The sequence below is a fragment of the Paracoccus sp. IB05 genome (genome assembly GCF_016405985.1).
In the GTDB taxonomy this organism is placed as follows: Bacteria; Pseudomonadota; Alphaproteobacteria; order Rhodobacterales; family Rhodobacteraceae; genus Pseudogemmobacter.
Window position 1 is genome coordinate 1 of sequence record NZ_JAEFCF010000015.1, and the last position, 25,886, is coordinate 25,886.

Sequence of the window (25,886 nt, forward strand, 5' to 3'; positions counted from 1 at the left end):
ACAGACTGGATTCGTGAGGTGAATCCTACGCTGCATTTGCGCAACAAAGCCGGTTTTGTGGCAAGATGCCGGCAATTGGCCCCCGCCCCGGAATGTCCCGCGCAAAAAGCGTTGATTTGCCGGGCCGTCCGGAACATTCCTTGAACATCCGAAACACGCAGGCTAAATTTGACCTTATGGACCCTTGGGATGATCACGAAGCCTTCGAGGCAGCAGCAGCCCCTGTCCCGCTTTCGCAGCGGGCCATGGCGGCACGTCCGAAACCCTATCTCGACGGGCTGAACCCGGCGCAGCTTGAGGCTGTGCTGACGCTGGACGGGCCGGTTCTGATGCTAGCGGGGGCCGGCACCGGCAAGACCAAGGCGCTGACGGCGCGAATCGTGCATCTGATGCGCGAGGGGCGTGCGCGCAGCAATGAGATCCTTGCGGTGACATTCACCAACAAAGCCGCGCGCGAGATGAAATCCCGCGTCGAGGTGATGAATCAATCCGAAAGCGGCATGCCCTGGATGGGCACATTCCACTCGCTCAGCGTCAAGATCCTGCGCCGCCATGCCGAACTGGCCGGGCTGAAGCCGAGCTTTACCATTCTCGACACCGATGATCAGCTCAGGCTTTTGAAACAGCTGATCCAGGCCGCGAATATGGATGACAAGCGCTGGCCGCCCCGGATGCTGGCCGGGCTGATCGACACCTGGAAGAACCGCGCCTGGACCCCGGACAAGGTGCCCTCCTCGGAAGCCGGCGCCTATGACAACAAAGGCACCGAACTCTACGCCCAGTATCAGGAACGGCTGCGCACCCTGAACGCCTGCGATTTCGGCGACCTGCTCTTGCATTGCGTGACGATCTTCCGCGCGCATCCCGATGTTCTGGCGCAGTATCAGCGCTGGTTTAAATATATCCTCGTCGATGAATATCAGGATACCAATGTCTGCCAGTATCTCTGGCTGCGGCTGCTGGCCCAGGGCCACCAGAATATCTGCTGTGTTGGCGATGATGACCAGTCGATCTATGGCTGGCGCGGCGCCGAGGTCGGCAATATCCTGAAATTCGAAAAGGATTTCCCCGGCGCGAAGGTGATCCGGCTGGAGCAGAATTACCGCTCCACCCCGCATATCCTGGCGGCAGCCTCGGCGGTGATCCGGGGCAATGCCAACCGGCTTGGCAAGACGCTCTGGACCGAAGCGGAAGAGGGCGTAAAGGTCCAGCTGACTGGCTATTGGGATGGCGAGGAGGAAGCCCGAGCGATCGGTGAGCAGTTAGAGGCGCTCGCGAATGGCTCATCACGCTTTGCTAAGAAACGCAACAACACCAGATCGGTTTCAGAGGAACAAGAACAGGATCGCCTCTCGAAGGGTGGAAAGCGTTCCATGAGTCCTGACGGGGATATTCACGAAATCAATATGATGCGCTCTCAGAGCCTTACGCCGGAAGGGCGAGACAACCATCCTCTGCCGAAACGTTATGGCCTGAACGAAGCCGCAATCCTGGTGCGGGCCTCGCATCAGATGCGCGCCTTCGAGGATCGGTTCCTGACCATCGGCCTGCCTTACCGCGTGATTGGTGGCCCGCGCTTTTACGAGCGCCAGGAGATCCGTGATGCGATGGCCTATTTCCGCCTCGCGGTCTCGCCCGAGGATGATCTGGCGTTTGAGCGCGTGGTCAACCTGCCGAAACGCGGGCTTGGCGACAAGGCGACGGCATCCATCAGGGCCGAGGCGCGGCGGATCGGCATGAGCCAGCATGAGGGCGCCCGCAGCCTCGTCTCGACCGGTGGCATCGGCGGCAAGGGTGCAGGGCAGCTGCGGCAATTCATTGAAGGCATCGACCGCTGGCATGAGGCGGTCCTGACCACGCGGCCCGATACGACCGATCAGGTGATCGAGCCGCTCCTGCCCGATACCCCGCCCGAAAGCACTTCGGGCCATGTGCGGCTGGCTGAGATCATTCTGGAGGAATCCGGTTATATCTCGATGTGGCAGAATGCTGAGAAAGATAAGAACCCGGATGCCGAGGGGCGGCTGGAAAACCTCAAGGAACTGGTAAAGGCGCTGGAACAGTTCGACAGCCTTCAGGGCTTTTTGGAACATGTCGCGCTGGTGATGGAGAATGACAGCGAAGAGGCCGCCGAGAAGGTCTCGATCATGACGCTGCACGGGGCCAAGGGGCTGGAATTCCCAGCGGTCTTCCTGCCCGGATGGGAGGAAGGGCTGTTCCCCAGCCAGCGCAGCATGGACGAATCCGGTCAGAAAGGCATCGAGGAAGAACGCCGCCTCGCTTATGTCGGCATCACCCGGGCCGAGGAGCTGTGCTATATCTCCTTCGCCTCGAACCGCCGGGTCTACGGGCAATGGCAAAGCCAGATGGCCTCGCGTTTTGTCGATGAACTGCCGGTCGCGGATGTGGATGTGCTGACGCCGCCCGGACTGATGGGCGGCGGCTATGGCGCGGCCGCGGGTGGCGGTTTTGGCGGGGGGGGGTCCGGAGGGACTTTTGGTTCGGATATCGAGGCGCGGGCGACCAGGGCCGATGTCTATAACTCGCCCGGCTGGCGCCGGCTGCAAAGCAATGCCGGCCCGCGCCCGGCCACGCCGCGCCGCCAGGTGACAATTGATCTGGAGGCTCTTGCCGGTTTTTCAGTGGGCGACAGGGTGTTCAATCAGAAATTCGGCTATGGCAGAATTCTCGATATGGAAGCCGATACACTTGAGGTCGAATTCGAGAAAGCCGGTGTGAAACATGTGAAAGCCGGCTTCGTGACCGCCGCCAGTGCGGATGATGAAATCCCCTTCTGATCGCGGCCCCAACCGGGGGCGACGCCGGAATTTTCCAAAATTCCGGCCCGATTTCTTTGAAGAAATCGGCGCTCACCTCAGGCGGGCGGCGTGCAGCCTTTCCAGCCCGAAGATGGTAATGCCGGCCATAAGCCCCCAGAACGCCGCTCCGATCCCGAAGGCCGTCATACCAGAGGCGCTGACTGCAAGCGTCAGCGTGGCCGAGAATCGCTGATCGGGCGCGGCGCAGGCGGTCGCCAATGCTCCGGTCAGTGGCCCCAGCAGCGCCAGCGCCACCAGCGTCACCATCACCGCAGCCGGCAGCGCTGTGAGCAGCATCAGGATCATCGGGCTGAACAGACCGAGGCAGATCCAGATCGCCGCATAGACGATTCCCACCTTCCAGCGCCGCGCCGGATCGGAATGCACATCCGGCCCCATACAGATCGCAGCCGTGATTGCGGCCATCGTCACGCTATGGGCCCCGAACAGCCCGGCAAGCGCCGAGAGCCCGCCTGTCACCCCAAGCGCGGGCGAGACCGGCGGCTCGTATCCGGACGCCCGCATCGTCGCAAAGCCCGGCAGGTTCTGTGAGGCCATATTCACCAGATAGAGCGGCACTGCGAGGCCGATCAGCACCCCGGGCGAGAATTCCGGTACGACAAGAACAAGGCCCGGCAGGTGGAAGGTCAGATCCGGCCAGGCCGCCGCTCCGGTGATGACTGTCGCACCGAGCCCCGCGAACAAGGCCGCCAGCACCGCCATCGGCGCATTGAAAAGCCGCACCAGCGCAAAGACCGCAACCATCGGCAGCACAAGACCCGGGCTCTCGCCCGCAACCCTTGCCCCTGCCATGGAAAAAGGCAGCAGAACGCCGGCCAGCATCGCCCCCGCAATTCCGTCCGGGATCGCCCGGATCAACCGCCCCAGCGGCCCGATCACCCCGGTCAATGCCACCAGAAGGCCCGCGATGATAAAGGCGCCTGCCGCCTCGGCCATGTTCACGCCGGCACTGGCCGCGATCAGCGCCGCCCCGGGCGTCGACCAGGCCAGCACCGCCGGTACGCGGTATCGCCAGGACAGAAAGGCCGAACCCGCCGCCTTTGCGAGACAGAGTGCCAGGATCCAGCTGGTGGTCTGGGCCGGGCTCGCCCCCACCGCAGTCGCAGCTGAAAGCACGATTGCGATGCTGGATCCAAAGCCGATCAGCGCGGCGACAAGGGCTGCGGGAAACATCGCTCAGCCCCGGGCGGCGCGGCGGCGCATCGCAAGGATCAAAACCGGCGCGGACAGGGGCAGAGACAACACTTAGGGGCTCGCTTTCCGTTCAGGATCAGGCCGTTGTTAGCAATCTGCCTGCCTCGCAGCAAGCCGGCTCTCCGCCGGGCCCGTCAGCCGCCGCGCCTGCAAGGACCAGCACGAAATAAGGCAAGAGGCTGATCAGGCGCAGCGGTTTCGCGGATAACCCCCATTGCATCCGGAAATGATCCCTGACTGTCAGAGCCGGTTATGGCACCCGGCGATCACCTGGCCTGTCATCCCGGCGCGCGGCCTGCCACGCCCAGCCCAGGGCCAGGTCCGCCTCCAGGTCCGTTACCGCACACGCGCGCCCTCACATGCGCGCGGCGCCACCTCGTCAAAAAAGGTCCAGGTATTGGCGAAACCAGGCTGCGAGATGCCCAGCTCTGCCCGGCTCAGGTCATTGCGCGAAAAGACCGAATGGCTGTGCTTCACCCGCAAAAGCAGCTCTTCAAGGATCAGCCCCGCCACCGGATCGGCCGCCGCATAGCTCAGCGCCAGAGCATTGGTGTTGAGCAAAAGATCCGTGCCGCCAAGGCTGTAGCGGTCCATGCCGCGAAAGCCATTTTTTGTTTGCGCCTCGGAACCGGGATAGACCGCATTGGTCTCATGCCCTTCAATGGCGCGCTCGCCCTCATAGATCTTCATCATATTGGCGTAGAAATAGCCGATGCCGCCGATCAGGCGCTGCGCCTCGTTCCGGCCATGATCGAGGAAGGTCTGCAGACTCGAGATCAGCCAGCGCGTGCTGAGCTCCGCCGCGAGATGCTTCCCCTCCTCACGCCAGATGCGATGGAAAAGATCACGGGCCTTGTCGGTCAGCTGGGTATCGCGGCGCAGGCACGAGATCGTCAGGCCCAGCGTCCAGGCCAGTTCGCTGCGACCGCGGAAATGATAGCGCAGAATATCGGCCTGGTCGCGCATATCGCTGCGGCTGACCTGGGGCATTTCGGCATCGGCGGGCATCTGACTTGCGCCAAGCGCGGCCAGGTCAGTGTCGGGGCCTGGCAGGATATCGGCGACCTGCTCCGGCGCCCCCACCCGCTCCGCCGCCCGGCGGGCAAGGGCGGAAAGCCCCGGCACATCCGGCGGCGGCGCGGGCGGCCAGGCCGGGTCCTCTCCCCCGCATGCCCCGGCCTGATCCGCCGCAAGCAGCCGCTCTTTATAAACCGGCAGGAGTTTGGCATTATCGGCAAAGCGGTTGAGCCGTTCCAGCCGCGCCAGCGTCTCAGCGGGCAGCGACAGATTCTGCACCATCGCCGAGCCATCAAACCCCTGTGGCAGCGCCTGGAACCCGGCATAGGATAAAAGCCGCGTCACCCCATGGTCCGGCGCGCGGCGATACTCTTCGATGAAAACCGTCCCGGGAAAGGTCTCTTCCAGTTTTGCCGTCAGATCTTCCCAGCTGAAATCCCTGACCGCCGCCGAGAAATCCACAAAGCGCGAGAATTTGGCGTGATAGCGCAGATGCTGAGCATAGCAGCTGCGCAGCCATTCCTTTTCCTCGCGGCGGAAAAAGATGAAAACCGGCCGGTGGCGCGCAAAGATCCGCGACATGATGCGGATGTTTTTCACCAGTGTCGGATAGACCTGCGTGGCATTGGTGCGGCCGAACAGATCGCCGGCGAAATCCTCTTGCGAAAGGATGGTGACCGGGCTCGGACTTTTGCCGATCTCATGGTCAAGCCGGGTCAGAAGCCCCTTGGCCGCATCGAAATCTTTGGCGGCCAGAGCCTTTCCGGCCTGCGATGGCAGCGGCCCGGCAAGGGTGGAAACCCCCGCCGACAGCAAAAGCGCGGTGTTCTGCCTCAGCATATTCTGGATCGCCGTGGATCCGGTCTTATGTGGGCCAAGATGGACAATCAGCGAGGATTGCGCGGGAAGGACAGACGGAACTGGCACGATACTCACAACAGGAGCGGAACTGGTTACAGGGGGCACAAAAGACAAAACAGGGCAGACAGGACCGACACTGGCGGGCAACAACCGCCCTGGCCGGACAATACAGGTCTTCAAAACACAGATCTTCGGCGAATCGCAAAAGATTAACAAAAGATTAACCCACCCCGCTGAAAGCAGGGACTCCTCTTTGCGGACCTGGTTAATTTCCACCCGTCCTGTGCCACAGACCGCGCATCTCCGGACCACTTGCGAGGCTCGCGAAACAATGGCTTATCCGGTCAGGGCGAGGAGGAAGCGCATGGACCAGGATTTCATCATCATCGGCGGCGGGATCGCGGGGATCTCGCTGGCTGCCAGGCTGGCCCCCGCCGGGCGGGTGCTGCTTCTCGAGGCCGAGGATCAGCTGGCGCATCACGCCTCGGGCCGCTCGGCCGCGCTTTACGAGCCGAATTACGGCCCGCCGGCAGTGGTGGCGCTGTCGAAAGCCTCGGAGCCGCATTTCCGTGCGACGGCGGATATTTTAACCCCGCGCGGTCTTCTTATGGTCGCAGGCCCCGGTGAGGAAGACGCGTTCAAAGCCGAGGCGCAGGCCATGGAAATGACGCAGATCTCACCGCATGAGGCGAGAGCAATGGTGCCGATCCTGCGGCCGGACCGCATCACCCTCGCGGCGCATTCCACATCCGCCGAAGATATTGACACCGATCTGCTCCTGCAGAATTTCGCCCGTGAGGCCCGGACGGCGGGGGCTCAGATCCGGGTCAGGGCGCGGGTGACCGGGATCCGGCGCGAGGGCGGCGGCTGGCATGTCAGCTGGCAGGGCGGCGAGGCGCGGGCGCAAGTGCTGATCAATGCCGCCGGCGCCTGGGTCGATGAGGTCGCGGCCCTCGCGGGAATCGCGCCCCTCGGGTTCAGGCCGCTGCGCCGTTCCATGGCGCGGATCCCGGCGCCTGCGGGGGTGGATGTGGCCCGCTGGCCGATGGTCTTCGGCCCGGAAGAGACCTGGTATATGAAACCCGATGCCGGCGCGCTGATCGTCTCGCCGGCCGAAGAAGACCCGGTTGATGCCCCGCATGATGCCTGGGCCGATGATATGGTGCTGGCCGAGGGCCTTGCGCGTTATGAGGATTGCGTGACCGGGCCGGTAACGCGGCTCCTCGCAAGCTGGGCGGGGCTGCGGACCTTTTCGCCCGACCGTCAGCCCGTGATCGGCTTTGCACCAAAGCAGGCGGGGTTCTTCTGGCTGGCAGGCCAGGGCGGCTATGGTTTCCAGACCTGCCCGGCGGCCAGCCAGCTCGCGGCCGCGCTGATCCTTGGGCAAAGACCGGATCTTGCGCCCGACCTGGTCGCCGCGCTCGCCCCCGCGCGCTTTGCGTAAGAAAGGCCCGCCCACCGGCAAAATGACCCCGTGACAGCCCGGCCCGGATCGGCGACGATCCGCGCCATGACCCGTATCCTGATCGCACTCGCCCTGAGCCTGACCCTCGCCGCCTGTGGTGGCACCGGGTCCAGAGACCGCCCCGCCGCGCGGCCCTCCGCCCCAATCGCGTCCAATGTCGTGACCGCGCCGAATTTCGGCGATGCAAAGCCGGTCACCGGCTGGGGCGGCAAACCCCCGCAGGGCTATGCCGTGCATGGGATCGACGTCGCGCGCTACCAGACAGAAGTGGACTGGGTGACCGCCCGCGCCAATGGCGTCAATTTCGCCTTCATCAAGGCCACCGAAGGCGGCGACCGGGTCGATCCGATGTTCGAAGAACACTGGCGCGGCGCCGGTCGCGCCGGTGTCCGGCGTGGCGCCTATCACTTCTTCTACCACTGCCGTTCGGCAGAGGAACAGGCGCGCTGGTTCATCCGCAATGTACCGAAAGTGGCAGGCGGTTTGCCCCCGGTCCTCGATATGGAATGGACCCCTTTCTCGCCGACCTGCACCATCCGTCGTGATCCTGCGGTGATCCGCGAAGACGCGCGTATCTTCATCGATATCCTGACCCGCCATTACGGGCAAAAGCCGATCCTCTATACCTCGATCGACTTTTTCGAAGACAATCAGATGTGGAAGGTCACCGGGGCCGACTTCTGGCTGCGTGCGGTCGCGAAACATCCGCAGGACCTGTATGACAGGCATCACTGGCTGTTCTGGCAATATACCTCGACAGGATTGATCCCCGGTATCAAGGGCGCGGTCGACATCAATGTCTATGAGGGCAATGCCTCGCAGTGGAACGCCTGGCTGGCGGCACGCGCGCCGTAACGCGAGCCAGGCGGGGGCCAGCCCCCGCACCCCCGGAGTATTTAGGTCAAGAGGAAATATTAAAGCCGGCACCCAAAGCGGATACCGGCCTTTCGTGTGAATTCCTCTTGATCCAAATACTCCGGGGTCCGGGGCAGAGCCCCGGACGCTGGCCAATGGTCAGCCGTCGACGCGGATGCGGAGATTGGCCGGGTCATGCGGGCTGTCTTCGACCACAACCGCATCCCATTCTTTCAACAGCATTTTCACCTTCAGCTTCGTGCCGACCTCGGCCAGGTCCGGGCGGACATAGCCCATGCCGATCTGCTTGCCGAAGACCACCGACCAGCCGCCCGAGGTCAGGCGCCCGATTTTCTCGCCATTCAGAAGCAGCGCCTCCTTGCCCCAGGGATCGGTATCCGACGGCCCGTCGATCAGCACGGTCACGCATTTCGCCCGCACGCCGGTCTCGAGCATCGCCTGCTTGCCGCGGAAGTCTTTCTCCAGATCGACAAAACGGTCGAGCGCAGCCTCCAGCGGCGTTGCATCGCGGCCAAGTTCGGTTCCAAACGCCCGGTAACTCTTTTCCTGGCGCAGCCAGTTTTGCGCGCGGGCGCCGACCGGGGTCAGGCCATGTTTCTCACCGGCTTTGAGCAGCAGATCCCAGAGGTAGCGGCCAAATTCGATCGGGTAATGCAGCTCCCAGCCGAGTTCGCCGGTATAGGCGACCCGGATCGCGCGGACCGGACACATGCCGAGCTCGATGTCGCGATATGACAGCCAGGGGAAGCGTTTGTTCGAAAGCACAGTTTCCGGGTTTGCGTCTTTGACGATCTCATTAAGGATAGCGCGCGCGGTCGGGCCGGCCAGAGCAAAGACACCCCATTGCGTGGTGATGTCATGGATGTCGATATGACCGCCACCGGCTGCGATGAAGTCTTCCGCCGCTTTATGCAGGAAATCAGCGTCATAGGCGGTCCAGGCCCCGGCCGAGATCAGATAATATTCATCCTCGGCCAGACGCACGATGGTATATTCGGTGCGGGTGGTGCCGGCTTCGGTCAGCGCATAGGTCAGATTGATGCGGCCGATCTTCGGCAGTTTATTGCAGGTGAAATGGTCGAGGAAGGCGGTCGCGCCCGGGCCCCGCAGGAGGTGCTTGGTGAAGGCGGAGGCGTCGATGATGCCGCAGGTCTCGCGCACGGATTTCGCCTCGCGCTCTGCATATTCCCACCAGGCGCCGCGGCGGAAGCTGCGGGAATTGTGGTCGAAATCGGCGGGGGCATCGAGCGGGCCGTAATAGTTCGGACGTTCCCAGCCATTGACCTGACCCATCTGCGCGCCAAGCGCGAGCTGGCGGTCATAGGCGGGCGCGGTGCGCAGCGGGCGGGCCGCCTCACGCTCCTCGTCCGGGTGGTGGAGGATGAAGACATGCTCATAGCATTCCTCATTCTTTTTCACCGCATATTCGGTGGTCATCCAGGACCCGTAGCGTTTCGGATCAAGGGACGCCATGTCGATCTCGGCCTCACCCTGCACCATCATCTGCGCGAGGTAATAGCCGGTGCCGCCAGCGGCGGTGATCCCGAAGCTGAATCCTTCCGCCAGCCACATATTGCGCAGGCCCGGCGCCGGGCCGACCAGCGGGTTGCCATCGGGCGTGTAGCAGATCGGGCCGTTGAAATCGTCTTTCAGACCAACAACTTCCGACGAGGGCAGCCGGTGGATCATCGACATATATTCCGCCTCGATCCGCTCCAGATCGAGCGGGAAGAGGTCGGCGCGGAAGCTGTCGGGCACACCGTAGGGGAAGCGCGCCGGGGAGCCCTTCTCATAGGGGCCGAGGATCCAGCCGCCACGCTCTTCACGGACATACCATTTCGCATCGGCATCGCGCAGGACGGGGTGCTCGGGATTGCCGGCGGCGCGGTAGGCGACCAGAGCCGGGTCGGGCTCGGTCACGATGAACTGATGCTCGACCGGGATCGCGGGGATCTTGATGCCCAGAAGGCGCGCGGTGCGCTGCGAGTGGTTGCCGGTCGCGGTGACGACATGCTCGGCATGGATCTCGAACTTCTCGTCCGTAGGCACCAGATTGCCACCGACATCCGCCATACGGGTGACCGAGACGATCCATTCCGACCCCGTCCAGCGATAGCCATCCACCTGGATCTTGCGCTCGATCGTCACGCCCAGCTGGCGCGCGCCCTTGGCCATGGCCTGGGTCACATCGGCGGGGTTGATATAGCCGTCCTGCGGGTGGAAGAGCGCGCCGATCAGATCATCGGTTCGCAGGAGCGGCCAGCGCTCTTTCATCTGCGAAGGCGTCAGGAATTCGTGGTAAACGCCTGCGGTCTCGGCGACCGAGGAATAGAGCATATATTCGTCCATCCGGGCGTCGGTCTGCGCCATGCGCAGGTTGCCACAGATCGAGAACCCGGCATTGAGGCCGGTTTCAGCCTCGAGCCCCTTATAGAAATCGACCGAATATTTATGGATATGGGTGGTGGCATAGCCCATGTTGAACAAAGGCAGCAGGCCGGCGGCGTGCCAGGTCGAGCCGGAGGTCAGCTCGTCACGTTCGACCAGCATCGTCTCCCAGCCGGCCTTTTGCAGGTGATAGGCAATCGAAGTGCCAACGGCACCGCCGCCAACGACGAGGGCTTTGACATGGGTTTTCATCTGGGCTTCTCCGGCGGGATGATCTTGGCGGAATATCGTGGATCATTACTGCCAGAGCGGCAGAAGACAGGGCTGCACCGCACGACCCATAGCGTCAAAAAGCGACATCAGCGCAGTTCGCGGGACTACGGGCCGTCCCTTGCGAGGGCCTGGTACAGGCCACGCGTGACTGCGCAGCCCGCGCCCGGAGGAGGCGCGATGACATAGGCGCCCCCGGATGGTGATTGATCCGCCGGCCGGCCCGTCCCTGCGCGCGGCCTTCGCAATCGAAGACACGGGCCCGGGCCAGGCCGGCCGGCGGCGGCAGGCGCTTATTCTGCCTGGGGCGCCGCCACGCCACAGGTCTTGCGACCGCCGACCTTTTTGCAGTCATCCTGCAAACCGCTGCCCTTGCCGCCGGTCCTGAAACTGCTGCGGCCAGGATCATTCTTTCCGACACCCCGCCGGAGCGCCACCGCCTCTTCCGGTGCAGCGCCCGCGCCCAGATCGGCCTCAGCCGCAGCGAGATCGGCTTCGCTCAGCCCGGCCCAGAGCGCCTCGCGCGCGGCGGCAATGCGGGCATAATCAGTGCTGAACCCCGCGCCGGCCTCTTCCAGCAAGGCCCGCTGGGCGTCAGACATGCCCGCAACCAGCACAGCGAGGCGCTTTTTCCCGTCCTTCACCTCGCCCATCCCCGTGATTGGCGCCGCCAGGCGCGCATTCATCGCCGCGACATTCAGCGTGGCGAAAAAGCTCAGCAAAGTCTCGTCCGACATCCGTTTCGGCGCCGAGACGCGCAGCACGACCTGCCCGTCAATCCCGGCGCGCAGCACGCGGGCCGGGATCTGCGGCGCCAGCTGCGCCTCGCGGATCTCAAGCCCCGCGATGTTCAGCAATGGCTGATTGCCGGTCAGGCCAAAAGCTGCGCGGTTCTGGTCCAGCACGCTTGCCCCGACGGGCGTGGCAAAGAGCGTGTCGGGATAGCGCACCAGTTCCGCGACCAGAACACCGTCGGGCGTATCCCAGGCCGCCCTGGCCTGCTCGATGCCCTCGCCACTGTCCTTGATCGCGGCATCTTTCAGCAAGGCCTGGCGGCGCGGGTCCAGCCCCTTGACCGCAAGCGCCTTGCCATCTGCCCTGGATACTGTCCGGCGGGTCCAGCCCTCCGGCGCCTCGGGGAACATATCGGCCAGCGTCGTCACCCCCCCGCCGGGCAGGTGCGATTTGTCGCCGCTGCCAAGGTGCGAGGCCCAGGCAAGGACGTATTGGTCAAAGGTGACCTGATCGAGCCCCTCCTCCAGATTGGCCTGATTGGTCTTCTGAAAGCCAAACCACAGCCAGGCGGTCAGGGCCGCCGCCGGCAGGATGATACCGACCAGTATATTGATAAAACGCATTCCACACCTGCAGAGCCATCGGGCACCATGCCGTCCGGACCCCGGGATATTGCAGAAATCGGGCAGGTCTCGGGCAATGGCGCGGCAGTTTTCAGCCAGATGCCGCGCTTTCCTGCAGCGCTGCCGGCCTCAGCCCTGCCAGCCTCAGCCCTGCCGGGATGCGGGCCTGATCCGGGCCAGAAGCCCCGGGATCAGCCCTGCCAGCGCGAAGAGCCCCGCCGCCGCGACAATGACCGAAGGCCCCGCCGGCGTGTCCTGCCAGAGCGAGAGTTGCAGCCCCAGAAAGACCGAGGCCACGCCAAACCCGACCGCCAGCACCGCCATCGCCTCGGGCCCGCGCGCCAGCCAGCGCGCGCTGGCCGCCGGGATGATCAGCATGGCCGCGATCAAAAGCGCACCGACCAGCTTCAGCGCCACCGCAACCACCACCGCCAGCGCCACGACCAGCACCAGCCGTTCCCGCGCGGGGTTAAGGCCCGAGGCATGGGCGAGATCCTCGCTCAGCGTCGTGGTCAAAAGCGCCTGCCAGCGCCAGGCGATCAGTGCCGCCACAAGCCCCGCGCCGATCCATATCCAGGCAAGGTCGCCAGTGCCAACCGCGAGGATATCGCCGAAAAGCCAGGAGGACAGATCGCTGCGCACGGTCGGGAAATAGCTGACCGCCACCAGGCCAAAGGCCAGCGCGGAATGCGACAGCACGCCCAGCACCGTATCCATCGCCCAGCCCCGGGCCGCCAGCGCTGCCACCGTCACCGCCATCGCGAGCGCCACGACCAGGGTGCCAAGGCTTACCGGCAGATCCACCGCCAGCGCCAGCGCCACGCCAAGGATCGCGGCATGCGCGGTCGCATCGCCGAAATAGGCCATGCGCCGCCAGATGACGAAACAGCCAAGCGGGCCGGTCGCAAGCGAAAGCCCTGCCCCCGCAAGCGTCGCGCGGGTTACCAGATCGTCAAACATGCGGGGCGTTTCCGTGATGGTGGTGATGATCATGCGGATGGTCGTGATCATGGCCGCAGTGATGATCCTGCGGCCCGTTATGATCATGATCGTGTTCATGGCGATAGAGCGCCAGTGCTCCATGGGTGCCCATGCCGAAAAGCGCGCGATATTCCGGCGCGGTCGAGACCACCTGCGGCGTGCCCTGACAACAGATATGACCATTGAGGCAGATCACCCGGTCGCTCGCCGCCATGACCACATGCAGATCATGGCTGACCATCAGGACGGCAGCACCGGTCCCGGCCCGCACCTCCTCGATCAGCCGGTAAAAAGCCGCCTCGCCCGGCTGATCGAGGCCCTGGGTCGGCTCGTCCAGAATCAGCAGCTGCGGGTTGGACAGCAGCGCCCGCGCCAGCAGCGCCCGCTGCATCTGCCCGCCCGACAGCGCGGCCATCTGCAAGCCCCCCTTGCCGTCCAGCCCGACCTGGGCCAGCGCGGCTGCGGCCCGCGCATCGGTCACACGCGCGGGCAGCGACAGAAAGCGCCGCAGGCTCAGCGGCATGGTCCGCTCGATCACCAGCCGCTGCGGCACATAGCCGATCCGGAGCCCCGGGGCGCGGGTGATACTGCCCTTGCTCAGCGGCAGAATGCCAAGAAGCGCACGCAGGAGCGTCGATTTCCCCGAACCGTTCGGGCCAAGAATGGTGACGATCTCGCCAGGCTCGACGCCAAGCGAAATGTCATGCAGCACCTCATCGCCGCCAAAACGGATGCAGATACCGGTCGCGCTGAGCAGGCTGCCCGCGCTCACGCCGCCTGCTCCTGGCAGCTGGGGCAAAGGCCGAGCGCCTCGACGGTCGAGCGTTCAACGCGGAAGCCAAGAAGGCCGGCGGCAGCGTCCAGCGCCTCGCGCACCGCCGCTGCCGGGGCCTCGGCCACGGTGTTGCAGAGGCGGCAGATCAGGAAAGCGGGCGCATGGGCCTCGCCGGGATGCATACAGGCGGTAAACGCGTTCAGCCGCCGCACCCGATGGGCAAGCCCCTGTTCAACAAGGAATTCCAGCGCCCGGTAAGCGACCGGCGGCTGATTGCCATAGCCCTCGGCTGCAAGGCGCTTGAGCACATCATAGGCCCCCATGGCGCGATGTTCCTCCAGCAGGATCTCCAGAACCCGCCGCCGCACCGGCGTCAGCCGCGCACCGCTGAGGGCAACCAGCCCATCGGCGCGTTCCAGCACATCCTGGGCGCAATGGGCATGATCATGGCGGGCAAAGGCCGCAGCCGGCTCCTGGCAGGCCGGACAATCTGATGCGTGATCATGCGCCATATTGGCCCCTTGACGTGTTATGGTATTACATACATAGATCATACGCCTCTCAAGCGGAAGACCTGTCTCATGCGTTATATCATATCGAACACCCTTTCCAGCGCCGCCATCCTGCTTGGCAGCGCCGCTCTCCTTCCTGCGGCCCTTGCCACCGCCGCCTTTGCCGAAGTGCCGAAAGTGGTGACCGATATCCCGCCGGTCCATGCGCTGGTCGCAGCGGTGATGGGGGATCTCGGCCAGCCCGATCTTCTGCTGGAACCCGGCGCGTCCGAACATCATTTCCAGCTCCGCCCCTCCCAGGCGCGCGCGCTCTCGGCGGCGGATCTGGTGGTGCTGATCGGGCCGGAGCTGACGCCCTGGATTGAACAGCCGCTCGCGCTGCGGCCGTCCGGCGCGGCGGTGCTCGGCCTCCTCGCGGCAAAGGGCACGCATCTGCAGAACTATGGCACAAACGGCGATGCAGAGGGGCATGATCACGACCACGGAAATGATCAAGAGCACAGCCATGAAGACGGACATGACCATGGCGAGGCCGCGGACGACGGTCACGACCATGGCCATGATCACTCCCATGAGGGAACCGACCCGCATGCCTGGCTCGATCCCGCAAATGGCCGGCTCTGGCTCGGGGTGATCGCGGCAGAACTGGGCCGGCTGGATCCGGAGAACGCAGCCGCCTATCAGGCCAATGCGACCGCTGCCGCAAAGAAAATCACTGCCGCCGATACCGAGGCGCAGGCGCTGCTCGCCCCGGTCAAAGACCAGCCTTTCGTAAGCTTTCACGACGCCTGGGGCTATTTCACCGCGCATTACGGGCTCAGCTCTGCCGGCGCAATTTCGCCGGGGGATGCCAGCACGCCGGGCGCGAAACACCTCACCGAACTGCGCGCGAAAGTCGCAGCCGGAGAGGTGGTCTGCCTTTTCCCCGAGGCCGGACAGGACCCGGTTCTGGCGGAACGGGTGGCTGAAAACACCGGTGTCCGGATCGGCGCCGCGCTTGACCCCGTGGGGACGGCGATGGACCCGGGACCGGACCTCTATACGCTGCTGCTGACATCGACCGCCCGGCATCTCGCCGAATGCCTCTCGGCAGGCCCTGTCGCGCAACCCTGATCAGAGGCGCCTGCCCCCAGATGCAGCTTTCGCTTTGTCAGACTGGCTCACTGACGGCCGGTTCCGGCATTGCGGCCGGGAGTGCACCGGACCGGTCCCGGGGGTGTCGGGCTGATCATCGGCGGCGGCATCACAGATCAGCCTCTCGCCAGAAAAGGGGAGCTCCCGCGAGCTTGTCCTGCACGGAAACCGCATTGGTTGCCCGCTTGGCCCGGACCGCTGCAACAGGCGGCGGCCCGATTTCTCTGTAAGAAACCGGGCGCGGGGATGCGCCCGGCTTTCCTGTGGTCAGCCGGACACCAGACCTGCGGCGCGGAACAGACCGATCACATCCGCCTCGGGGCGCGCGCCGAAATGGCCGATCACCTCGGCTGCGGCAACGCAGCCCATCCGGCCTGACACCTCGAGCGAGGCCCCGGTCGCGAGACCATAGAGGAAGCCCGCCGCGAACTGGTCCCCTGCCCCGGTCGCATCGACCGGCACCACGCGGGTGACCGGCACCACCACCTGCTCATCGCCGCGGATCAGGATCACTTCGGAGCCAGAGCGGGTGCAGACCACCAGCCCGGCATCCTGCGCCGCCTGTTCCAGCGCCGATGACAGATCGGTCTCGTAAAGCGAGGCCCATTCATGTTCATTGCCGATGACGTAATCGAGGTCTTTCACCAGCTTGCGGAAACTGTCGCGGTGACGGTCGACGCAGAACGGGTCCGAAAGTGCGATCCCGGCCTTGCCGCCGCCCTGACGGGTCAGCTTTGCCGCGCGCTCAAACGCCGCCTTGCCCTTGTCCTTGTCGTAAAGATAGCCCTCGAGGAACAGGATCCCGGCGCCACCGGCAACCGAATCCGACACATCCTCTGGCCCGAGTTCGGATGAGACCCCGAGATAGGTGTTCATCGAGCGCTCGCCATCGGGCGAGACGAAGATCATCGAACGCGAGGTCGGAAGCTCTGCGCCCGGCACCGGTGGATTGACGAAATCGGTGCCCTCATCCGCCATGCTTTGCGCGTAGAAGCGACCAAGGCCATCATCGCTGACCCGGCCGATAAAGCCGGTCGAAAGGCCAAGGCTGCCAAGGCCCGCGATGGTATTCGCAACCGAGCCGCCCGGCGCCTCGCGACGGTTGTCCATCGCATCATAGAGAAACTCGCCCCGCTCGCGCTCGACCAGCTGCATGATGCCCTTTTCGATGCCGCTGCGCGTCAGAAAGCTGTCATCTGCGGTGGAGAGCACATCCACGATGGCATTTCCGATGCCCACGACCTGGTATTTCTTCATGTCTTCTCCTCGAAAAGGCACCAGTCTCTGATCGGGCAGATGCCGCATTTGGGGTTTCGCGCGACACAGATATACCGCCCATGCAGGATGAGCCAGTGATGCGCGTGTTGCTGGAATTCGGCGGGGACATTGTCTTCGATGGCGCGCTCGACGGCGGTCTCGTCGCGGCCCGGGCAGATGCCGCTGCGGTTGCCGATGCGGAAAATATGGGTGTCGACGGCCTGGGCCGGGATGCGGAACCACATATTCAGCACGACATTGGCGGTTTTCCTGCCGACCCCGGGCAGCGTCACCAGCGCCGCGCGCGAGGACGGCACTTCGCCGCCATATTCATCGATCAGGCGCTGGCTGAGTTTGATGACGTTTTTCGCCTTGTTGCGAAAAAGGCCGATGGTTTTGATATGGTCGATCAGACGCTCTTCGCCAAGCGCGAGCATCTTTTCCGGCGTATCGGCGATCTCGAACAGCGCGCGCGTCGCGCGGTTCACGCCCTTGTCGGTGGCCTGGGCAGACAAGGCCACCGCCACCAGCAGCGTGAAGGCGTTGGAGTGGTCAAGCTCGCCCTTCGGTTCGGCTTCGGTTTCCCGGAAGCGGGTGAAGACGGCGTGCATCGCATTATAATCGAGCTGGCGTATCATGGCAGGGCTTTGCCATGGCAGGAGGGCGGGAAACAAGCGTTTTGCGCCGATTGCAGCGGGATTGCCCTCTGGCGGAGGGCGGATGCCTCCGGCGGGAGTATTTGGATCAAGAGGAAAACCATCCCTCATCCCTGTTGATCGGAAAGCCGAAATATGCGGGCCGATCGGCACAGAGCCGCGCATGGGACATATCAGCGTCACCCCACTGTCACCGATCCGGTCCAGGTGATATAGGATGGGACAAGCCCGGTCTTTCGCGGGCCACACCTCTGTCAGACAAGAGCAGCACTATGACCAGGATTTCTATTCTTCTTGCTTCGGTTTGCGCCATCGGCCTGTCGGGCTGCGTCGATCCGAATGCCTATCCCGACAATCCCAATGCCCGCTCCCAGCAAGGCGCCATCATGGGCGGTCTGGTCGGCGCGGCGGCGGGCGCCAGCTCGGGCGGCGACAACCGTCTGGCCAAGGCGGCCGTCGGCGGTGTGATTGGTGCCCTTGCGGGCGGCGCCGTCGGGGCGACGCTGGATCAGCAGGCGGCCGAGCTGCGCTCGCAGATGTCGCCGGGCGTCAATGTCACCAATCATGGCGATTACCTGCTGGTGAACATGCCGCAGGATCTGCTGTTCGCGACCGACAGCGCGACGCTTTCGGGCTCGCTGCAAGGCGATCTGCGCGCCGTGTCTCAAAGCCTGACGCGCTATCCGAACAGCCAGGTCCAGATCATCGGCCATACCGATTCGACCGGGGCTGCGGCCTATAACCTCGACCTGTCGCAGCGCCGCGCGAATTCGGTTGCCGCCGTTTTGCGCAATAATGGCGTGCCGGCGGGCCGGATCTCGGCCATTGGCCGGGGCGAAGATGTGCCGGTGGCCTCGAACCAGACCGCCGATGGTCGTGCAAAGAACCGCCGCGTCGAAATCTATATCCGCCCGACCAACTGAGCCGGCGTAATATTTGGAAAAGGGCCGGGGTTTCCCGGCCCTTTTTCTGTTGTCCTGAAGGTTTTTCCCGCTCCGCTGTCTGCCGGATCAGCCCGGGATGTTTGCGACCGGCGTATCCTGGCTGAAGAGACTGATCCAGGCTCCGCCCTGCCGGCGCCAGAGCGAACTGACATAGTAAGCCTCCTCGCGCGTTGCGCCCGTGCGGCGAAAACCGGCGCGACAGGCCAGGAGCGCAAGCTGCGTAGCTTCGTCCAGCCCCGGCGCAACGGTGCCGGGAGGCGCCTTGCCAGACGCATCCGAATCACGCGGGTTCAGGTCATGCAGACCGATACGGCCCGGGCGCATCACGCGCAGCTCTGAAAGCCGGAAATGCTCCATCACCGGGCCCTCAGCGAGCTGGCCCATATGGCCGGCTTTGTCAGAAAACCCGCTCGGACAGACTCCCGGAAAGCTGTCATCCAGCGCCGCCCCGTCTGCTGTGGCATCTCCCGTGACCAGCCCTGCCAGACCCCTGTCTCGGCCGCTGTCAGCTCAGCCAGCAGATCAGTTGCCACCAAGGATCCCTTCCAGAAGCCGTCCCGCTTCCTGTGACACCGCCTCGCGGGCGCGGCGTTTGGCGGCATCCTGCAGGCTTTCCTCTGCGGCGGCCTCGATCCCGAGCTCGGATTTCAGCTTTGCCTCCAGCTCGGCTTTCGCCCGCGCTTCTGCCTCTTTCGCCTCGGCCTTCAGCCGTTCCTCGGCGGCCTTTGCCTCGGCCTCCATTTTTTCACGGGCGATGGCCTCGAGATCCAGCCGATAGGTTGGATCGGCCCAGGAGCCGGTGATCCGCAAGGGCACCATCACGCCGCCGGTGCCCTCACCGCCCCCCGGGAAGGCGGTCGGGCGCAGCCTCATGTCGAGATCGCGGCCGCCCAGCCCGATGCGACCCGCGCCGCTTGCGGTCAGGTAGGGGGCGACGAGGCTCAGGTCACTGGTGGTGAGATTGCCGTCCAGAATGGTGAATGTGCCGGCGATCCCGTCGAAAATCGTCTTCTGCCCCTCGCCGACATAAGAGGTGTCGAGCCGGCGCAGCATGCCCGCGATATCGAGCCCCCGAAGCTCGCCCTTGCCCAGCGTCAGGCTGCCATCGCCTTTCAGACTGCGCATGATCTCGTCGATGGAATTGCCGATGCCGAGGAATTTCAGATTGAGGCTCGCCTTGGTGATCATCCGGTCCCAGCCGGCAAGATCCTGCATCAGCGGCGCGGAATCGAGCCCGACAAGCGAAAGGGTTCCCCCGACCGACAACCCGCCCCGCCCGTTGACCACGAATTCGCCGCTGACCGCGCCGCCATAGGCCGCGAGCTGGCGCAAGTCGAACACCGCGCGCGCGCGGTCAATGGTCAGCATAAACCGGGTTTCGCCGAATTTCACCACGCCCAGATCGACCGAATTGGCGGCGAGGCTGATATTGGCGTCGATGAGGCCAAGCGCCGAGACATCGATATGATCCTTTGGCCAGCCCGCAGCCTCCATGCCGCCTGCCGCGCCGCCGCCGGGTGCGATTCTGTCACCGCCGCCCGAGAGGCCGCGGAAATCCAGCGCATCGGCGCGCAGATTGCCCGAGATTTTCGGACGCGCCTCGCCCTGGCTCAGATCAAGATCCCCGAGCAGGCGGTTGTTATCCGCGAGGATTTCGGCGCCGCGAAGATAGAGCGCGCCTTTTTCATCCAGCACCACCTGGCCGGTGACGGAAAGCCTTTCGGCGCCAAAGCCCGCCGGAGGGGCGGAGACCGCCGTTCCGAACGCCGCCCCGAGGGCGGGGATATCGGAAAGACTGGCGGTCAGCGCGCCCTCGGCCGCCCGGGGCGCCCAGCCGCCGCGCCCGACAAAGCCGATCCGGTTCTGCCCGATGGTCAGATCAAGCGTCAGCGGCACCACCCGCCCATCGGCAAAGGCGGAAAACACCCCGCCTTCGGCGCTGATCGACAGCGGCTGACCAGAGGCGACCGCGCGCGCCGTCAGGGTGAAGGGCCCGGTGAAATCGGGGATGGAAATCTCGGCATCGACCCCGTCCAGCACCAGATCCTGGCCCGTACCATGGTCGATATAGCGCAGTGTCGCACCGGAGATGAGGCCGCGTTCCAGCGTGAAGGCGGTCGGGCCAGCGGGCCCAGTCATGGCGGGGGCAGTGTCCCCCGCCCCGCCTGTTATGGCCCCGGCCCCGGGCTGAAATTCCCAGTTGGCCTCGCCGCTTTTGCTGCGCTCAAGCTGGAGACGCGGGCGTTGCGATGTGATCCCGAGGATTTTCACATCACCCCCGAGAAGCGCCGAAGCATTGAGTTCGATCGTCACACTGTCCGCCGCAAAGAGCGGCACTGTGCTGTCGGACCAGGCGGCATTGGCGATGGTGACCGGGCCGGTTTTAAGGCCCAGAACCGGCCAGAACCGGGGCGAAACCTCGCCCTCGATCTGCAGGGCGCGGCCGGTGGCCTTTTCGAACTGATCCGCCGCCAGCCGGGCGATCCGATCCGCCGGGATCATCATGACCCCGGCCACCAGGATCAGCACGAGGACCGCCAGACCCGCAAGTGCCCGCCAAACCCACCGCATCGCCGTCTCCAGTCTTTTATAATGTTCTGATCACGAGTTTAGGAGCGGAGCGGTTCTGCGGGCAAGACGCGCAGCACGCGGCGGCGCGGCTCTGGCATCAAATTGCCGGGAGCGGGGGCGGTGTTGTGCCCCTGCCCCGATGCGGGAGCCTCCGGCGGGAGTATTTTTCTCAAGAGGAATTGGGCATATCCCCAGGCGTGAGGCGTTCATGCCCCCTATCCAGGGGGGCGGGAATGGCCTATAGGCGCGCGCATGTCGCAAAATCCTCCGCTCCTCCGCCCTGACCTTGCCCGTGCAACCGTCCCCGAAATGGCGCGCCGTGAGGGGCAGCCGACAATTGGCATGGTCTCGCTCGGATGCCCCAAAGCGCTGGTCGACAGCGAGCGGATCCTGACGCGGCTCCGGGCCGAGGGCTATGCGATCTCGCCTGATTACAAGGGCGCCGATGCGGTGATCGTGAACACCTGCGGCTTTCTGGATTCCGCGAAGGCCGAGAGCCTCGATGCGATTGGCGAAGCCCTGCGCGAGAATGGCCGGGTGATCGTCACCGGCTGTCTGGGCGCCGAGCCGGAATATATCACCGGCGCGCATCCGAAGGTGATGGCGGTGACCGGCCCGCATCAATATGAGCAGGTGCTGGATGCGGTGCATGGCGTGGTGCCGCCCTCGCCCGATCCCTTTATTGATCTTTTGCCGGCCTCAGGCATCCGCCTCACGCCGCGGCATTTCTCTTATCTCAAGATTTCAGAGGGTTGCGACCATAAGTGCAAGTTCTGCATCATCCCCGATATGCGCGGGAAGCTGCAGTCGCGCCCGGCCAGGGCGGTCTTGCGCGAGGCGGAAAAGCTGGTCGAGGCGGGCGTGAAGGAGCTCCTGGTCATCAGCCAGGACACCTCGGCCTATGGCACCGACTGGAAAGGCCGCGACGAGAAATTCCCGATCCTGAGCCTTGCGCGCGATCTCGGCGCGCTCGGCGCCTGGGTCCGGATGCATTACGTCTATCCCTATCCGCATGTGCGCGAGCTGATCCCGGCCATGGCAGAAGGGCTGATCCTGCCCTATCTCGACATCCCGTTCCAGCACGCGCATCCCGATGTGCTGAAACGCATGGCACGCCCCGCTGCGGCGTCGCGGACGCTGGATGAGATTGCGGCATGGCGCGCCGCCTGCCCCGATATCGTGCTGCGCTCGACCTTTATCGTCGGCTATCCCGGCGAGACCGAAGCAGAGTTCCAGACGCTGCTCGACTGGCTGGATGAGGCGCAGCTCGACCGGGTCGGCGCGTTTAAATACGAGAATGTGAGCGGTGCGCGGTCAAACAGCCTGCCCGATCATGTGCCGGAAGAGGTGAAGGAAGAGCGGTTCGCCCGCTTTATGGAAAAAGCCCAGGCGATTTCCGAGGCGAAACTGGCGGCGAAGGTCGGCCGCCGGATCGAGGTGATCGTCGATGAGGTGGACGCAGACGGCGCCACCTGCCGCACCAAAGCAGATGCGCCCGAGATCGACGGCAATCTCTTTATCGACGAGGAGTTCGAGGGGCTGACGCCCGGCGATATCGTCACGGTCGAGGTGGACGAGGCCGGGGAATATGACCTCTGGGGCCGGCTGGTCTGAACCGCCCCCTCTGAGACGGCGGTGCGGCGAGACCGGTTTCGGCATCGAAACGCCGTTTTCGCGCCATCTTCTTTTGCCACAGAGAGCCCGGATTACGGAGGCTCTCCTATGTTTTTGCATCATTCCTTTACCCATGGCAGGCGCCTGTCCACCGCGCTGCTGATCGCGGGCGCGCTGGCTTTGACCGCTGTCGCGCTGCAGGCCCAGGACAGTATCCCGGTGCCGGATACCGCCCCTGACAGCCCCCCCGGCACCCTGCGCAGCGCTGCTCTGGCCGGAGATTTCGCTTTGCTTGAGACCGCGATCCGGGCGGCCAGAGAGGGGGACAGTGACGGGGGCAACGGCGATCAGGCGCGGGCGATTTTCGCCCTTTTCAACAGCACCGACCCGGCAATTGACCGGGCAACAAAGGCCTGGCTTGCCGCCGATCCCGCCAATCCCAACGCCATGACCGCGCGCGGCTGGACGCTGCGCAGCCGTGGCTTTGCCCTGCGCGGTGACGGCTATATCGACGATGTGCAGCCCGCAGCCCTCGCCCGGTTTCAGAGCCTGCATGCCGAGGCCTGGGATCTCGCTTTGGCGGCGGTTGCGGCTGATCCGGCCTCGCTTCCGGCCTCGGATCTGAAGCTGAGCGTCGCGCATACCACCGGTCATGCCTCTGTTACTCCTGTGGAATTCACCCGCATGATGGAGCTGACGCCGAACCGTCAGACGCTTCTCTGGGCCTCGGTCGGCATGGCGCCGCAATGGGGCGGAAAAAGCGGCTGGGGGCGCGAGGCCTGTGCGCTCTGGGCCGAAAAGATCCCGGCACCCGCAGGGTACGACGCCACAGCCTGCGCCATTGAGACAAGCTATTTTGCGACAGATGAAGCCGCGATCCAGGCCTGGGCGCGCGCGGATCTGCGCAAAGATGACAGCCCCTTTCTCGATGCCTGGCGCAGTCATGACGCAATCCATGGCCGCGCCGACAGCGACATGGATCGCGCCTGGGCGAAGGACTGGCTGACCCGCCAGGGCAAAAAATCGCAGCTGACCCTGCGCCAGGCGATCCAGCTGGAACATATGAACGGCCGCAGCCCGCTCAGTGACGGGCCGGGGCCGGTGCTCGACACGGTTCTGCGCCGTGATCTGGCGGCGATCTGCCGCGCCGCCGACGAGGATCCGGGCAACTGGCGCAAGGTCTTCGACTGCAATGAGGGGCTGGGCTACAGCCGCTTTATCGACCTGCCGCGCGACAAAGCGGCCGAGGTGGCACGGCTGCAACGGCTGGTCACCCTCGCCCCTTACGAGCCCTATATGTGGGAATATCTCGCCATGGAATTGCGCGACAGCACCCCGCCAGACCGGCTGACCGTCGAGGCCGGGGCCGGGATGATGGCGGCCTTCCGGACAGCGCTGGCGCTTTCGGGAAATGCGCTGGATGTCGCCAGCCGCTATGAGCGCTTTGCCCAGGGGATCTGGAACGATATGGACCGGATCAATGTCGACGCCATCGACACGACCGGCGCGCCCGCTTTCGCGAAAGAGGCGTTTGACACCGCCATCGCCTGCCCCGTCGTGCATGCGATCCGCCTGCATCGCGGATTGTGCAAAGAGAGCAGCACCAAAACCGCCGCCTGCGAGATCGAACATGACAAGGCCTACCGCGTCGATTACCTCGACCGCGCCGCCCGCCGGGGCGCCTGCGAAGCGGAAGGCACCCTGACGCGCCCGATCAAAGAACTGAAACTGCCGCTGCCGGATTTCGGCAACAGCGGCTATGAGTAAAGCCGTGCAGTTGCAGGTCCGGGCGCGCGTCAGCGCCCGGCCTGTTCGCGCCGCGCCTCAAACCAGGCCCGGACACAGGCGGTGACATGCGAAAACCGGTCGCCGCCCAGATGCACCCCGCCATACCAGCGGGTGACGACGATGATATGGTCCTGCAACCCCTCGCGCTCAAGCATCCTGAGGATGATCGCCGCCGCACCGCTTTCGCCGTCATCATTGCGCAAGGGGCCGTCTGCCAGCGTATCGGCGGCCCAGGAATTATGGGTGGCTTTGGCGAATTTCTTGTCGCGTTTCAAAGCAGCCAGAAAGGCCAGCGCACCCGCCTTGCCTGCCACCGGCCCGCCCGACACCGCATAGCGCGACCCACGGTCACGGATCACATCAGCAAGCGTGAAGCCCCCATCCGGCAGATCCGCCATCCGCTCAGCCGCCCGCGATCCGCTTCACCGTCGCGCGAACCACCGCGAGCCGCTCGGAATTCGCGGGATGCGAGCCCATGAAACGGTCGCCGGGATCGGGCAGACGGGTGAAGAAATTCGCGCCCCGGATCGGATCATAGCCCGCCGCCCAGGCGATCTCGGCCCCGAGCGCATCGGCCTCAAGCTCGAATTCCTTGGAATAATGCTGGGCGGCAAGCCCCGCACCGATCTCCTGGACACGTTTCAGCTCCTCGCCGGTGAGCCCGGCGGACTGGCCGAGGATACCAACAAGGATCGCACCGGTCATCGCCTGATCCTGACGGCGCGGGATATGGCCGGCAATGTGATGCGCCGCCTCATGGCCCAGCACGAAGGCCAGCTCATCGGGGTTTTTCGCCATATTGAGCAGGCTGCGGGTGAAGACGATCACCGGGCGGCCATTGTCGTCAAGCGTCTGGAAGGCATTGGCGGGCTGCGCGCGGTCCTCGTCTACCGCGATCTGGAAGGCGCAATTGCCCCTGCGCAGCTTCTCGCGGCAATAGCGAATGACAACCGGGGTCATACGCGCGGCGACGTCGAGGATCGGATCATTGGCGGCAAGCGGCTTGCCGTTCGAGGTCAGGACTTCCTGGCGTATGGTGCCGCCTGGCCCCCCCCCTGCCGGATAGGCCGCCGGAACCACACAACCGGTCAGCACCATGGCCGCAGTGAGGCTCGCGGCGAGAACCGGCATCCGGCCCAGACGGCGCAGGGCGGCCATCAGACCGCACATGAGACCGGGCATCAGGGCCAGAGGGGTAGTTTTGGACGGGGAATCGAGAACCATGGCGCCGGACAATCTGGAAAAGACAGTTCAGCCTTAGCAGCATCTCTCCCCTGGCGGAAAGGGCACATTGCCACCCCGGCTGAATGCGGATCGCGCGTGCGTCCCTGCACACCAATAGTTAACCGCAAGACCAGGGGGCCGGCAAAAGGCTCCCCCTCTGG

The 25,886-nt window shown here is 64.6% G+C and carries 20 protein-coding genes; 7 read left to right on the forward strand and 13 right to left on the reverse strand.

Translation table 11 applies throughout. From position 1 onward, the window contains the following. Positions 1-176: 176 nt before the first annotated feature. A complete protein-coding gene (locus JC607_RS11420) occupies positions 177-2,798 on the forward strand; it encodes an ATP-dependent helicase (protein WP_198837053.1) in 2,622 nt (873 codons plus the stop codon). Positions 2,799-2,870: 72 nt separating this feature from the next. On the opposite strand, the gene JC607_RS11425 is transcribed toward JC607_RS11420, so the two are convergent. Then, positions 2,871-4,013, reverse strand: a complete 1,143-nt coding sequence (locus JC607_RS11425) for a benzoate/H(+) symporter BenE family transporter (protein WP_198837054.1) — start codon at positions 4,011-4,013, stop codon at positions 2,871-2,873. Between the two features lie 357 nt (positions 4,014-4,370). Then, entirely contained in the window at positions 4,371-5,891 is a 1,521-nt protein-coding gene (locus tag JC607_RS11430) for a hypothetical protein (protein ID WP_198837055.1), read from the reverse strand. Positions 5,892-6,276: 385 nt separating this feature from the next. Between JC607_RS11430 and JC607_RS11435 the strand changes: the two genes are divergently transcribed. Both JC607_RS11435 and JC607_RS11440 read left to right on the forward strand, forming a co-directional pair. Next, positions 6,277-7,356, forward strand: a complete 1,080-nt coding sequence (locus JC607_RS11435) for an FAD-binding oxidoreductase (RefSeq protein ID WP_198837056.1) — start codon at positions 6,277-6,279, stop codon at positions 7,354-7,356. 66 nt (positions 7,357-7,422) lie between these two features. After that, positions 7,423-8,232, forward strand: coding sequence for a GH25 family lysozyme (locus tag JC607_RS11440; protein WP_198837143.1), 810 nt, complete (start codon positions 7,423-7,425; stop codon positions 8,230-8,232). A 159-nt stretch (positions 8,233-8,391) separates the two neighbouring features. On the opposite strand, the gene JC607_RS11445 is transcribed toward JC607_RS11440, so the two are convergent. The 5 genes from JC607_RS11445 to JC607_RS11465 form a co-directional block, all read right to left on the reverse strand. Next, entirely contained in the window at positions 8,392-10,893 is a 2,502-nt protein-coding gene (locus JC607_RS11445) for an FAD-dependent oxidoreductase (protein WP_198837057.1), read from the reverse strand. A 311-nt stretch (positions 10,894-11,204) separates the two neighbouring features. Beyond that, a complete protein-coding gene (locus tag JC607_RS11450; RefSeq protein WP_198837058.1) occupies positions 11,205-12,269 on the reverse strand; it encodes a hypothetical protein in 1,065 nt (354 codons plus the stop codon). Between the two features lie 144 nt (positions 12,270-12,413). Continuing rightward, on the reverse strand, positions 12,414-13,229 hold the full coding sequence (locus JC607_RS11455) for a metal ABC transporter permease (protein WP_198837144.1): 816 nt from the start codon (positions 13,227-13,229) through the stop codon (positions 12,414-12,416). Next, positions 13,222-14,022, reverse strand: coding sequence for a metal ABC transporter ATP-binding protein (locus JC607_RS11460; protein WP_198837059.1), 801 nt, complete (start codon positions 14,020-14,022; stop codon positions 13,222-13,224). Before JC607_RS11460 ends, JC607_RS11455 begins: the two co-directional genes overlap by 8 nt. After that, positions 14,019-14,537, reverse strand: coding sequence for a transcriptional repressor (locus tag JC607_RS11465; RefSeq protein WP_198837060.1), 519 nt, complete (start codon positions 14,535-14,537; stop codon positions 14,019-14,021). The genes JC607_RS11460 and JC607_RS11465 overlap by 4 nt, the downstream gene beginning before the upstream one ends. A 69-nt stretch (positions 14,538-14,606) precedes the next feature. Here JC607_RS11465 and JC607_RS11470 point away from each other — a divergent pair, with 69 nt between their 5' ends. Continuing rightward, positions 14,607-15,650, forward strand: a complete 1,044-nt coding sequence (locus tag JC607_RS11470) for a zinc ABC transporter substrate-binding protein (RefSeq protein ID WP_198837061.1) — start codon at positions 14,607-14,609, stop codon at positions 15,648-15,650. A 288-nt stretch (positions 15,651-15,938) separates the two neighbouring features. Here JC607_RS11470 and JC607_RS11475 read toward each other — a convergent pair whose 3' ends face one another. Both JC607_RS11475 and nth read right to left on the reverse strand, forming a co-directional pair. Next, the gene (locus tag JC607_RS11475) at positions 15,939-16,928 is read right to left on the reverse strand and encodes an adenosine kinase (RefSeq protein WP_198837062.1); all 990 of its coding nucleotides are present in this window, start codon (positions 16,926-16,928) and stop codon (positions 15,939-15,941) included. Then, complete coding sequence (gene nth / locus JC607_RS11480) at positions 16,925-17,566, reverse strand: endonuclease III (RefSeq protein ID WP_198837063.1); 642 nt, start codon at positions 17,564-17,566, stop codon at positions 16,925-16,927. The genes JC607_RS11475 and nth overlap by 4 nt, the downstream gene beginning before the upstream one ends. A 290-nt stretch (positions 17,567-17,856) precedes the next feature. Here nth and JC607_RS11485 point away from each other — a divergent pair, with 290 nt between their 5' ends. Continuing rightward, a complete protein-coding gene (locus JC607_RS11485) occupies positions 17,857-18,507 on the forward strand; it encodes an OmpA family protein (RefSeq protein WP_198837064.1) in 651 nt (216 codons plus the stop codon). An 87-nt stretch (positions 18,508-18,594) separates the two neighbouring features. Here the strand turns inward: JC607_RS11485 and JC607_RS11490 are convergent, their stop codons facing one another. Beyond that, on the reverse strand, positions 18,595-18,912 hold the full coding sequence (locus JC607_RS11490) for a hypothetical protein (protein ID WP_198837065.1): 318 nt from the start codon (positions 18,910-18,912) through the stop codon (positions 18,595-18,597). A 138-nt stretch (positions 18,913-19,050) separates the two neighbouring features. After that, a complete protein-coding gene (locus JC607_RS11495) occupies positions 19,051-21,099 on the reverse strand; it encodes an AsmA family protein (RefSeq protein ID WP_198837066.1) in 2,049 nt (682 codons plus the stop codon). A gap of 252 nt (positions 21,100-21,351) precedes the next feature. Between JC607_RS11495 and rimO the strand changes: the two genes are divergently transcribed. Further along, positions 21,352-22,713 carry a 30S ribosomal protein S12 methylthiotransferase RimO gene (gene rimO, locus JC607_RS11500; RefSeq protein ID WP_198837067.1) on the forward strand — a complete coding sequence of 454 codons (1,362 nt, stop codon included), beginning with the start codon at positions 21,352-21,354 and terminating at the stop codon, positions 22,711-22,713. A gap of 108 nt (positions 22,714-22,821) precedes the next feature. Next, on the forward strand, positions 22,822-24,480 hold the full coding sequence (locus JC607_RS11505) for a hypothetical protein (RefSeq protein ID WP_198837068.1): 1,659 nt from the start codon (positions 22,822-22,824) through the stop codon (positions 24,478-24,480). A gap of 29 nt (positions 24,481-24,509) precedes the next feature. On the opposite strand, the gene JC607_RS11510 is transcribed toward JC607_RS11505, so the two are convergent. Next, on the reverse strand, positions 24,510-24,899 hold the full coding sequence (locus JC607_RS11510) for a YigZ family protein (protein ID WP_198837069.1): 390 nt from the start codon (positions 24,897-24,899) through the stop codon (positions 24,510-24,512). Positions 24,900-24,903: 4 nt separating this feature from the next. Further along, the gene (locus JC607_RS11515; RefSeq protein WP_233092867.1) at positions 24,904-25,659 is read right to left on the reverse strand and encodes a M48 family metallopeptidase; all 756 of its coding nucleotides are present in this window, start codon (positions 25,657-25,659) and stop codon (positions 24,904-24,906) included. Positions 25,660-25,886 lie beyond the last annotated feature (227 nt).